The sequence below is a fragment of the Streptomyces sp. NPDC055287 genome (assembly GCF_053646035.1).
Window position 1 is genome coordinate 1 of sequence record NZ_JBSHNE010000007.1, and the last position, 12068, is coordinate 12068.

Annotated in this window: 6 protein-coding genes; 3 read left to right on the forward strand and 3 right to left on the reverse strand. The window is 72.4% G+C overall.

The features are described from left to right. Positions 1–322: 322 nt before the first annotated feature. A complete protein-coding gene (locus ACWIHY_RS13415; protein ID WP_454375778.1) occupies positions 323–1690 on the reverse strand; it encodes an AMP-binding protein in 1368 nt (455 codons plus the stop codon). A 264-nt stretch (positions 1691–1954) separates the two neighbouring features. Then, positions 1955–4162, reverse strand: coding sequence for an MMPL family transporter (locus ACWIHY_RS13420; protein ID WP_454375779.1), 2208 nt, complete (start codon positions 4160–4162; stop codon positions 1955–1957). A gap of 186 nt (positions 4163–4348) precedes the next feature. On the opposite strand from ACWIHY_RS13420, the gene ACWIHY_RS13425 reads away from it, so the two are divergent. Further along, entirely contained in the window at positions 4349–7522 is a 3174-nt protein-coding gene (locus tag ACWIHY_RS13425) for a BTAD domain-containing putative transcriptional regulator (protein ID WP_454375780.1), read from the forward strand. A 49-nt stretch (positions 7523–7571) separates the two neighbouring features. On the opposite strand, the gene ACWIHY_RS13430 is transcribed toward ACWIHY_RS13425, so the two are convergent. Continuing rightward, positions 7572–8417 (reverse strand): class I SAM-dependent methyltransferase, encoded by an 846-nt coding sequence (locus ACWIHY_RS13430; protein WP_454375781.1) that lies wholly within the window; start codon positions 8415–8417, stop codon positions 7572–7574. 132 nt (positions 8418–8549) lie between these two features. On the opposite strand from ACWIHY_RS13430, the gene ACWIHY_RS13435 reads away from it, so the two are divergent. Both ACWIHY_RS13435 and ACWIHY_RS13440 read left to right on the forward strand, forming a co-directional pair. Further along, positions 8550–9173, forward strand: a complete 624-nt coding sequence (locus ACWIHY_RS13435) for a TetR/AcrR family transcriptional regulator (protein ID WP_454375782.1) — start codon at positions 8550–8552, stop codon at positions 9171–9173. A gap of 113 nt (positions 9174–9286) precedes the next feature. Next, positions 9287–12028 carry a BTAD domain-containing putative transcriptional regulator gene (locus tag ACWIHY_RS13440; RefSeq protein ID WP_454375783.1) on the forward strand — a complete coding sequence of 914 codons (2742 nt, stop codon included), beginning with the start codon at positions 9287–9289 and terminating at the stop codon, positions 12026–12028. The last annotated feature ends 40 nt before the right edge of the window (positions 12029–12068 follow it).

Here is a 12068-nt window from a genome sequence, read left to right on the forward strand (position 1 = left end):
AGCAGCTCGATGCGCTCACGGGCGGTCAGCTTGCCCTTCGCGTGCTGGGCCTCGGTCGCCCGCTCACTGGGGCCACGGCGGGCCTGCTCGCGCAGGTCCCGCAACTCCGCCACACGGCCGCGGAGATCGAACCGGGAAGGTGTTCCGCGTTCCGGACTCTCGGCCGTCATTCCCATTCCCATCGACCGCTCCGCAGGTAGGCGACGTACAGTACGACTGAATTCAATTGTCTACGCTACGCGCCGTTCACAGGGACAAGAACCCCTGACCTTTCCCGGCCCAATTTGCAGGGACTTAACAACAACCCCCTATTTGCCGTCCATTACCCGTAGGGGTGTTCTCCGGAGCGGGTCGGTCCCGAATCGATCCCCGCCGGCATTCTTTCGCGCATGCGCACCGGCCGAACGGCCCGCCCGGTGACTTCGAGAACTCCGTCGGAGTTCCACCGGCCCATATAGCCGGAATCAGCGAGCGATCCCCGGCTCCTGGAAGCCGGCACCCGGCTGTGCGCGCGGAGACGGTCGAAGGGCAGCGCGGCGCCCGCCGCCCAGATGTGCCCCGGGCTCCCGGACGGCAGCGCATGCCCCTCCGCATCGCGAATCGTGACGCGGACCCGGCTCACGGTCTCGCCGACGACGAGTGGGGACGGCGCCTGCGCACCGGAGGTGTACTCGATCGCGGTCCACGGCATCAGCCCGTCGCGCGGCGAGAATTCGGACAGCAGGCGGGTGAACGGCAGCGTGTCGAAGTGCTGTTCCGCCAGTTCCGCGGGGCAGGGCTCGCCGGTGAGGAGCACCGTACCCAGACGGGTCGCGACCCGTCCGCCGTCTGTCGCGGCGGCCCGCGTCGCGGCGAGCACGGCCGCGTACTCGCGGGGTCCGAACACCGCGACCGAACCCGCCTCCGGGAGCCCCCCGGCCTCGGACACCGCGGCCTCCGGCGGAGGGCCGTACAGCCTGCCGGCCGTTCCGACCGCCCACCACAATGCGGCCAGCGACCGTGCCTCGCCCGGCTGCCGGCCGACCGCCACACCGCGTTCGGGCCGGCCCGCCCTGCGGATGCGGTCCGACACGGCCAAAAACAGGGCGCGGTGGTCGACCAGATGACCCGTCGGACCGTCGCCGTCCCCCTGCTCGACCAGCAGATAGGCGGCGTCCGTGAGGCCCGACCTCGGCAGCGAGCCGTCGACACGCATGGGCCCGATCCTCGCCCAGGTCCGGGCATCGTCCAGAACCATCGCCGGGAGCGTCCAGCGCTCCCTCGTGGCACCACTGCACAGAACCAGTGCGGCCCCGCTGATGACGACGATCCGCCGCAGGGCGTCGTCGTCCACGCCGCACGGTACCGGCACACACACGGCTCCCAGCTTGAGCACCGCCAGATGTGCGACGAGCGCCTGCGCGTGGTCCGTACAGTGAACGAGGACGGGATCACCGAGCTGTACTCCCGAGCGCAGCAGCGCCGACGCGAGCAGGCCCGAGCGTTTCTCCGCCGCCTCATAGCTCAGCGTGCGCCGTCCGTCCGCCACGACGACGGCGCCGGGACGCCTGGCGACGGCCCGGCTGAACAGGCCGTCGAGGGTCTCCGGGCCGCCTGCCGGCTTCCGGGGCCTTTTCGGGGCCGCAGGCACAGCGGTGGGGGTCACGGCCTCTGCCGGTGTGACCGTGATCGTGGTTGCTACGCGCACCATGCCCCCAGGGATGTCGTCCTTCGTCGCGGCGGTGCCTCAAGGAACAAGGCTCCCGGGGGCTCCTCGGCCATCTCTGCACTCCCGCCCCAGCGCCCCTCGTAGTGTGGCCCAGCCCGTCTGGGCAACTTCTTAAGGGAAGTTGAAGGCGCCTGGACGGCCGCCCCCACTGGGTGCCGGCAGCGGGCACGACGGCACGGGCATGCGGACCGTCGCATGCCCGTGCCATGGAGCGGGCGGACCGCGGCCGGCCGCGGTCCGCCCCGTTCAGATCCGCCCGGCCGGTTCCGGCGAGGCGGTGGCCTGTCCCGGTACACCCGGGGCGGGGGAAGGAGCCTCCACCGCCACGTGCGGCAGGACGCGGTCGAGGCCGGCGGGCAGCCACCAGTTCTTCTTCCCCAGCAGCAGCATCAGGGCCGGGACCAGCATCATCCGCAGGATGAAGGCGTCCAGCGCCACCGCCCCGGCCAGCGCGACACCCGTCATCACCGCCGCCCGGTCCGGGCTGAGGATGAAGGAGGAGAAGACGGCGATCATGATGAGGGCCGCACTGTTGATGACACGGCTGGTGTCGACCAGTCCCGCGCGCACCGCACGCGCGTTGTCCTTGCTGTGGACCCACTCCTCGTGCATGCGGCTGACGAGGAACACCTGATAGTCCATCGACAGGCCGAACAGCATCGGCAGCATGAAGGCCGGCATGTACGCGATGATCGGCCCTTCCTTGCCCATGCCGAGCAGATCGATGCCCCAGCCCCACTGGAAGAAGGCGACGATCAGACCGAACGACGCGGCGGCGGCGATCACATTCATCAACGCGGACATCAGCGGCACCACGATGCTCCGGAATGCCAGCATCAGCAGCAACGCGCCCAGCAGGACGATGAGGGCGATGAACAGCGGCAGTCGGTCGCCGATCTCGGCGGCGAAGTCCTTCTGGATCGCGGTTCCGCCACCGACGTCCACGCTGATGCCGGTGTCCCTCTCGGCGGCCGGCACCACGTCCGAGCGCAGCCGGTCGATGAGCCGGTCGGTCTTCTCGTCCTGCGGTGAGGTGGACGGTACGACCTGGACCAGAGCGGTGCGCCCGTCCTTCGACGGGGGCAGCACAGCCACCCGGGCGACGCCGGAGATGTCCTCGACCTGCTGGGCCAGCCCGTCCACCGCGGCCCGGTCGTCCCCGGCCCGCGGTGTGTCGACCACCAGCAGCAGCGGTCCGTTGAAGCCCGGGCCGAAGCCGTCGGCGAGCAGGTCGTAGGCCTGGCGGGTGGTCTGGGACTCCGCGTGATTGCCCTGGTCATTGGTGCCCAGACGCAGGGAGAGGGACGGCAGGGCGAGCGCCACCATGACGGCCAGGGCGACCACGGCGACCATCCGGGGGCTGCGCTCGACGAACCCTGCCCAGCGCACGGCCCAGGCGCTCGCGCTCTCCGCCCCCTGGGGCCCTTCGGCGGCCAGACGACGGCGCTCACGGCGGCTGAGCACCTTCATGCCGAGTATGCCGAGCATCGCGGGCAGCAGGGTGACGGCGGCAAGGACACTGAGGACGACGGTCAGCGTGGTCGCGACGGCGATGCCGTTGAGGAACTGCATCCCGAGGGCGAACATCGCCAGCAGCGCGATGCACACCGTGCCGCCGGCGAAGAGCACCGCGCGTCCCGACGTGTTGAGGGCACGCTCGGCCGCCTCGGCGGGAGTCAGGCCGGCCTTCAGCCCCCTGCGGTGGCGGGTGACCACGAACAGGGCGTAGTCGATGCCCACCCCGAGACCCACCAGCGAGCCCAGGATCGGGGCCGCGTCGGGCAGGGTGACGGCCTTGCTGAACACGGCGAGCAGCGAGACGGCCGTTCCGACGGCGAAGATGCCGGTCACGAGCGGCAGCAGCATAGCGAACAAGGAGCCGAAGGCCACGAAGAGGACGATCGCCGCGGCGACGATCGCCACCAGCTCGGCGAGGCCCTCCGGGGGCACCTGTGCGTACTCGATGGCCTGGCCGCCCAGTTCGACCCTCAGACCGTCGCTGCGGGCCTCCTCGGCCCGCTCGACGACCTTTTCGGTGTTCTCGGCCTCAAGGTCGAACGCCTGCTTGGTGAAGGTGACTTCGGCGTAGGCGGTACGGCCGTCCTCGCTGATACGTCCGGCCCCGTCGGCGCCGTAGGGACCGGCGACGGTGCCCACGTCCGGCAGCTTCGCGACGTCCTCCAGGGCGGCGGTCATCCGGGAGCGGATCTCCGCGTCCCGTACAGAACCGTCCTCCACCTGCCACACCACGGTGTTGGCGTCTCCGGCAAGCTCCGGGAACGCTTCCGTCATCCTGTCGGTGGCGCGGGCGGACTCGGTGCCGGGGAGGTCGAAGGCGTTGGAGTAGTCGTCACCGGCCGCGACGCTCGCGGCCCCCGAGCCGAAGAGCATGCCCACCCACAACAGGAGGACCACCAAGCGGTGTTTGAGACACCACCGTGCGATTGTCACCATGATCTGTGTACTCCCCTGTTTCTCGCGCCGGTTCTTGCGCTGGGCCCCGACGGGCGGATGGCCCGGTCAGCCTGCCGGTGACCGCTCACAGATCGCTCACAGATCGCTGGCGTGCGGAAGCGGGCCGGCCCGCAACCCGGTCCGGAATGCCGCTCTGGGGCGGGTCGTTGATGGCACTATGGGTCCATGCATGTGGGACTCCTCGGGCCGCTCGAGGTCCGGGACGGCGGCAGACTGATCCCGGTCGGCGGGGCACGGCTGCGCCGCCTGATGGTCCGGCTCGCACTGGACGCGGGTCGTCCTGTCTCGGTGGGGACGTTGTCGGCGGCGGTCTGGCCCGATGATGCCCCGACCGATCCGGGCCACGCCCTGCAGTCGCTGATGAGCCGGCTCCGCCGGGCCCTGCCGGACGGCACCCCGCTGGACTCGGGGCCCGGAGGCTACTGCCTCGGTGTCCCTCCCGACTCCGTGGACGCCCTGCGTTTCGACCGGCTGGTACGCAGCGGCAGGAGCACCCTGACGACAGGCCGGCCGGAGGCGGCCGCCGCCGAGTTGCGTTCCGCGCTGGCGCTGTGGCGGGGCGAGGCGCTGGCGGATGTGGGGGATGCCGGGTTCGCGGCGAGCACCGTCGCGCGGCTGGAGGAGTTGCGGCTCGGTGCCGCGGAGGACTGCGCGGAGGCCGACCTGCTCCTGGCGGCAGATCTGCCCAGGCTGATCGCCGAGTTGGAGGCGCTGATCGCCGCGCAACCGCACCGCGAGCGGCCGCGGGCGCTGCTGATGCGCGCCCTGCACGCGGACAGCCGCTCGGCGGAGGCGCTCTCGTGCTACGAGCAGTACCGCGGCCGGCTGGCGGAAGAGCTCGGCACGGACCCTTCCGAGGAGCTGCGACGCGTACATCTCTCCGTGCTGCGCGGGCAGCGGCTCGACCCGGGGCCGTCCTCCGCCCCGCCCCGCCGCGGCGCCGACGGGTACATCCCGGGGCTGCGATCGGCGCTGACCAGCTTCGTCGGCCGGGAGAAGGAACTGGCGCAGCTGCAGACACAGTTGGGCGACCACCGGCTGGTCACGCTGGTGGGCACCGGCGGTTCGGGCAAGACGCGGCTCGCCACCACACTGGTGACCGGACCGGCCCCCCACCTGCCCGCCGCTGTACGCATGGTCGAACTCGCGCCGGTCACCGCCCCCGAGGACGTGTTCCAGGCCGTGCTCGCCGCTTCGGGTGTCCGCGACGCCGAGCTGTCCGAGGCCGCCGGGCCCCTGGAACCGCTGGAGCGGTTGGTCGAAGCCTTCTCGGTGTCGGAAGTACTCCTGGTGCTGGACAGTTGCGAGCACATCGTCGATGCGGTGGCCCGGCTCGTGGACGAACTTCTCAGCCGGTGCCCCCGGTTGAGGATCCTGGCCACCAGCCGTGAACCGCTGGGCATCATGGGCGAGTCGTTGCTGCCGGTGCCTCCGCTGGACGTGCCGCAGCCCGGCTGTCCGGTGGACGAGGTGCTGGCCGCCCCCGCTGTCCGGCTGTTCGCCGACCGCGCCTCGGCGGTCCGCCCCGACTTCGCGGTGACGGCGCACAACGCGGGCCCGGTCAGCGAGATCTGCCGGCGCCTGGACGGGCTCCCCCTGGCCATCGAGCTGGCGGCGGCCCGGCTGCGCATGCTGTCCGTGGAGGAGCTGGCGGCGCGGCTCGACGACCGCTTCCAGGTGCTGAGCGGCGGCAGTCGCACAGCACTGCCGCGGCACCGCACGCTCCGCGCCGTCGTGGCCTGGAGCTGGGACCTTCTGGCGAAGGACGAGCAGTCGCTCGCCGAAGCGCTGGCCGCCTTCCCGTCCACGATCACCCTGGAGGCCGCCGAGAGCGTCGACCCCTCCGGGGGCGGCACTCTGGAGACCGTCGCAGGACTGGTCGACAAGTCTCTGCTCCAGCTCGTTGACGGCCCCCAGGTCCGATACCGCATGCTGGAGACACTGCGCGCGTACGGTCTGGAGCGGCTCGCCGCGCGCGACGGTGTCCCGGAGGCCAGGGCCGCGCACGCGCGTCACTTCCTGCGGCTGGCCGAGACCGCCGACCCGAATCTGCGCGGCCCCGGCCAGGTTCGCTGGCTGCGCAGGCTGAGCGCGGACCGTGACAACCTCATCGCCGCCGTGCACTTCGCGCACGAGAGCGAGGACACGGACAGCGCCGTGCGGTTCGCCGCCGCGCTCGCCTTCTTCTGGACACTGAACGGCGAGTACGCCCAGGCCGTGCACCTGCTGCGGGCGGTGGTCCGGATGCCCGGCGACGCGCCGCCCGACAAACGGTCGGCGGCGACGGCGGGCTATCTGCTGAACACAGTGCTCTCCGGGCACTCCGTCGACGCGCGGGAGGAGCTGACGCACCTGCGGTCGGTCGTCCCCACCCCGGTCACCGCGCATCCGGCCGGCCCGCTGATTCCGCCGCTGGTGGCGTTGATCGCCGGCGACACCAAGGAAGGTCTGGCCGCGATCGACGAGCTGACGCCGTCGGCCGACAGCTGGACCCGGGGCATGCTGCGGCTGGTCCGTTCGTTCCTCAACGGCAACCACGGCGACATCCACGCGGCCGGACAGGACCTGGCCGCGGCGGCGCGGGAGTTCCGGGCAGTGGGCGAGTGCTGGGGTCTCGCCACATCGTTGACGTACTCGGCGATCGTACTGACCTCGCTGGGCAGGTTCACCGAGGCGATCGAGGCGCTGGAGGAGGCGATGGGGCCCGCCCGCGAGCTGGGCGCGCACGACCAGCAGCGCGTGTGGCTGGCGGTGGCGCGGATCCGGGCGGGCGAGACGGAGGCCGCCCGCGCCGAGCTGCTCGACGTGGTGCGCAGCACCTCGTCCGCCCGCTACCTCGGGATGGCACGGCTCAGCATCGGTGACCTCGCGCGCCACGCCCGCGACCTGGACGAGGCCGCCCGCCAGTACGGCCTGGCGAGGGAGGCGTTCGGTCCGCAGGCGTCCAACGCCGCGTTCCACGCGCTGTACTGGTCCGGTATGGGCCGCCTCGCCGTCGCGCGCGACGAGCCGGACGCGGCGCAGGGGCATCTCGGCAGGGCTCTCACCGCCGGCATCGAGGCGCCGGACATGCTGCTGGTGGCGGAGGCGGCGGTCGGGGTGGCCCAGCTCCTCTACCACCGTGGCGATGCCGGGCAAGCGGCCAGGGCGCTCGGTACCGCCCACGCGCTGCGTGGCGCGCCGGACGCCAGCAACCCCGACGTGTCGTCCCTGGCGCAGCGCCTGACCGAGCAGCTCGGTCCCGAGGAGTACGCGACGGCGTACGCCTCGGGTCTCGAGGTCAGGCGGGAGAACGCAGTCGCCCTGATCGAGCGGGAGCTGGCCGCGCCGACGCGCTGACGGCTGCGCCGCTCGCGGGACAACAGGTGCGACAGCGGTGCCCGCGCGGTTACTTCGGCCGGTGCGCGGTGACCAGCCAGGCGGTACTGCGCAGCAGGAGCGCACCCCGCCGCTCGTACGCACGCAGGGCATCGGTGAGGCGCCGACGGGCGAGGTCCCGCACGTCCTGTCCGACCTGGCTGATCAGATGGCGTCCGGGGCCGGAGTCCAGCAGGAAGGCGGCCGCGTCCTCGGCGTCCCGGCCCCATGTCCCGTACGCCTCGACGCGTGGCGTGGCGATCCGCTCGTACCCGGCGGCGGACAGCACGTCACGGACGGTGGCCGGGTCCGCCATGGAGAACATCCCCGGACCGCCCGTGGCGCCGAAGCCTCCGATCGGCAGGATGTCGCGCAGCTCCGCCAGCGTCCGCAGCCACTCGTTGCCCTCGGCCTCCGCCGCGCAGACGAACGCCACGCGGCCGCCGGGGCGCAGGGCACGCCCGATGTTGGCGAAGGCGGCGACGGGGTCGGCGAAGAACATCACCCCGAACCGGCTGATCGCCACGTCGAACACGGCGGGCTCGAAGGGACAGGCCTGTGCGTCGCCCTGCTGGAAGTGGACGTTGTCGAGATTCTCACGCCCGGCGGCCTCCCGTGCGCGCTCCAGCAGGGGTGCGGACAGGTCTAGGCCCATGGCCCGACCGCTTCGGGCCTGCCGTGCGGCCAGCCGGGTGGTCATCCCGCCGCCGCAGCCGATGTCCAGGACCCGGTCGCCCCCGCCGATCGCGGCAGCGGCGAGCAGCGGCTCGTTGAAGCCCGCGTTCACGGCATCCCAACGGTCCTGGTTCCGCGCCCAGTGAATGCCCTCGTATCCGTTCCACGCCTCGGCCTGCTGCGTGTTGACGATGGATGACATACCGCACCTCCGACTTGCCGCAATGGACACCGCGCCGAGTATGGGCGCTTGCCCAAACAGTATGGGCACCCGCCCATACCGGCAAGGCCCTTGTACCGTGGGGGGTCGCAGCCCGTACCAGGAAAGGCCCTCATGTCACCGCGTGGAGTAGCGATCCAAGACCTTCGCGAACGGCTCTTCGACGCCGCGGAGCGAGTCCTGGCACGCGAGGGCCCAGCCGCCCTGACCAGCAGAGCGATCACCACCGAGGCCGGGTGCGCCAAGGGGGTACTGCACACCCACTTCGACGGGCTGGACGCCTTCATCGCCGAACTGGTCCTCGACCGGTTCGCGCGCACCGCGCGCCGGGCAGAGGAGATCCCCGCACGAGCGGGTCACGGCACGGTGGCCGACAACCTCGTCACGATCACGCTGACGCTCCTGGACTCCCCGCACCCCGGCGTCGTCGGCCTGGCCATGACGCACCCCGGGGCGTCCTTGCGGATCCGCCGGGCTCTGGAGGCCGGCGCCCCGGGCTTCACCGCGATCCAGGACGCGATCACCGTGTACCTGAACGCCGAACAGCGACTGGGGCGACTCGCGGGCGGCACCGACACCGCAGCGGTGGCGCTCGCACTCGTCGGAACCCTTCATCACCTCCTGATGACCAGCTGGGCCGCCACCCCGGATCCCCGGGAGCAGGCGGAGCGACTGGTGGCCCTGCTCGTCGGCGGCTCCGGGGCCGGGGGAACGGCGGCCGGCAAGAGCACGCCTTAGCGATGCGCCGTAGCGAGAGTGGGGCACAGCACACCCCGTGATCCCTCGGTCACCCGACGCCCTCTCCCACCCCACCGGTAATCTGGCTCTTTCCCCCAAGAGGAGTTGAGCCAGTGGAGTTCCGGCTGCTCGGAGCGGTTTCCGTCGCCACCGAGGCCGGTGAACTGCCGCTCGGTCCCGCCAAGCGGCGCAGCCTCCTCGCCGCTCTGCTGCTGAGACCCAACTGCCCAGTTCCGGTGGACCGGCTGACGGAATCGCTGTGGGATCACGAGCCGCCGGCACGGGCCCGCAGTGTCATCCAGGGCCATGTGTCGCGGCTGCGGGTCCTGCTCGCCGGTGCGGACGCCGAGATGTACGGCGTCGAACTGGTCACGCAGGGCGCGGCGTACGTCCTGCGGATGCCGGAAACCCTGCTGGACGCCCACCGCTTCGAAGAGCTGGTGACACTGGCTCGCGGCCAGCGCGCGCCGGCCGACGCCGTGGCGATGTATCAGGAGGCGCTGTCGCTGTGGCAGGGGCCCGCGCTGACCGGCGCGTATCCGAGTCCGCCGCTGCAGGCCGCCGCGCACGCGCTGGAGGAACTCCGGCTGGCCTCCGTGGAACTGCTGGCCGCGGCCTACGCGCGGCTGGGTGAGCACGCCCGGGCCGCGGCCGTGCTGCGCGCGGAGGCAGGCGCCCACCCGCTGCGCGAATCGCTGTCGGCCGCGCTGATGAGGGCCCTTCAGCGAGCGGGCCGCCGCTCCGAGGCGCTCGACTGGTTTCACCGCACGCGGCGGCTGCTCGCCGACGAACTGGGGGTCGACCCGGGCCGCGAACTGGCGGACGCCTACGCGGTGGCGCTGCGCGGCGAGGGTGACGGCGCCGAGGGAGTCCCGGCGTCGGACCCGCACCCCGTCCCCGTGCCCGCCACCACGCTCGCGCCGTCTGCCCTCCTCTCCACGGACACCGTCGACCTGCTGCCGCGCATGCCGCGCGGCTTCCACGGCCGCGGCGCCGAACTCACCGCACTCTCCCGGGCCGCCGCCGGAGAAGCGCCCGTCTGCCTGGTCACCGGGCCGGCGGGAGTGGGCAAGACGGCGCTCGTGACGCACTGGGCGCACCGGAGCCGCGCCGGTTTTCCCGGCGGACTGCTCTACGCCGACCTGCGCGGCTTCAGCGATACGGGAGAGCCGACCCACCTCGAGGTGCTGCGCGAGTTCCTGCTGGCGCTGGGGGTCACTCCGCGCCGTATCCCGGAGTCGACGAACGGCGCGTCCGCGCTGTTCCGGTCCCTCGCCGCCGACCGTCAGCTCCTTGTCGTGCTCGACAACGCGCGCGGTTCAGAGCAGGTCAGAGAGCTGCTCCCGGGCGGCGCCCGGTGCGTCACCGTGGTCACCAGCCGGTACCGGCTGGGCGGTCTGATCGCCTCCGACGCCGCCCGTCCGGTCCCCGTGGACGTACTCGAACCGCAGGACAGCACGGCCCTGCTCGCCGCGGTGCTCGGCAAGGAGCGGGTGCTCGCCGAGGCCGTTGCCGCCCGGCGCCTCGCCGAGTTGTGCGGCGGGCTCCCCCTCGCGCTGCGGGTCGCCGCCGCCAGGCTGGCGGACCAGCCGGATTCGTCCCTGAGCGCGATGACCGCCGAACTCTCCGACGAGTCGCGCCGACTCAGCCTGCTGGACGTGGAGGACACGGGCGTACGGGCAGCGCTGAGGCTCACGGTGCGCCGGCTTCCCGAGGACGTCGCGCACCACTTCGCGCATCTCGGCCGCCACCCGGGCACGCACGTCGACCGGTATACGGCGGCGGCGCTGGCCGGCACGGACCCGGTCGCGGCCGAGGCCGCGCTGGACAGGCTGACCGCGGCGCACCTCGTCACCAGGACCGCGCCGGGGCGCTGGACGCTGCACGATCTCGTACGGCTGTACGCGCGCGGCCTGGACGCCGGGCCCGACGCACTCGTGCGGGTACTCGACCACAGTGTGGCCACCGCCCTGGCCGCGGCCGGTGCGGCCGAGCCCGGCGACGAGTCGTGCTTCCCGCTGCCCGCCGACTTCCATCCGCCGTCGGCCATACGGGAGTTCGCGGACCGCGACGAGGCCATGTCCTGGTACGCGGCCGAGCGTGACGACCTGACGCTCGCGGTGGCGGCGGCGCACGCCGCCGGACTGCACAGCAGGACCTGGCGGATTGTCCTGGGACTGTGGCCGCAGATGGTGTGGCGGGCGCTCGACGGCTGGACTCCCCTGTTGCAGACGGCACTTGAGGCGGTGCGGGCGGACTCCGACGCCCGCGCGGAGTCGCGGGTCCTTGCCCTGCTCGGATGGATCCTGACCGAAGAGGGCCGCACCGATGAGGCGCTGGGCCATCTGGAGGCGGCACCGGCGCTCGCCGCCCGGGCCGACGACCGGCGCGGCGAGGCGACCGCGCTGGTCAATCTCTCGCTGGCCCAAGCGGCGCTCGGCAGCCCGGAGGAGGCCGCCGAGGGGTGCGTGAACGCGGCGCACCTGGCGCGCGGAGCCGGCGACCCCCACACCGAGCGGCTGGCCCTGTACCACCTCGCCCGGCACCAACTGGCCATCAGACAATGGCAGTCGGCCCTCGACACGTCCATCTCCGCCCTGGAACTCGACAACCCCTCGCACACATCGGCGGCTTCCCGGGTGCTGTTGCTCACGGCGGCCGGGGAAGCGCTGCTGGGGATGGGCGAGGAGGGCGAGGGCATCCGGCGTCTGGAGGGCGCGGCGCGCGAGGCGGAGTCGTTCGGTTTCGACGAGGGTGCGGTACGCGCGCTGAGCGCGCTGCTGCGGGTATCGGGGGACGTGGGGCTGCGAGCACGGTACGACACGGCCATCCTGCGGCTGATGGCTCGTACGTGAGCTCGCGCGCGGACGTGCGGCGTCAGCGAGACATCAGCCG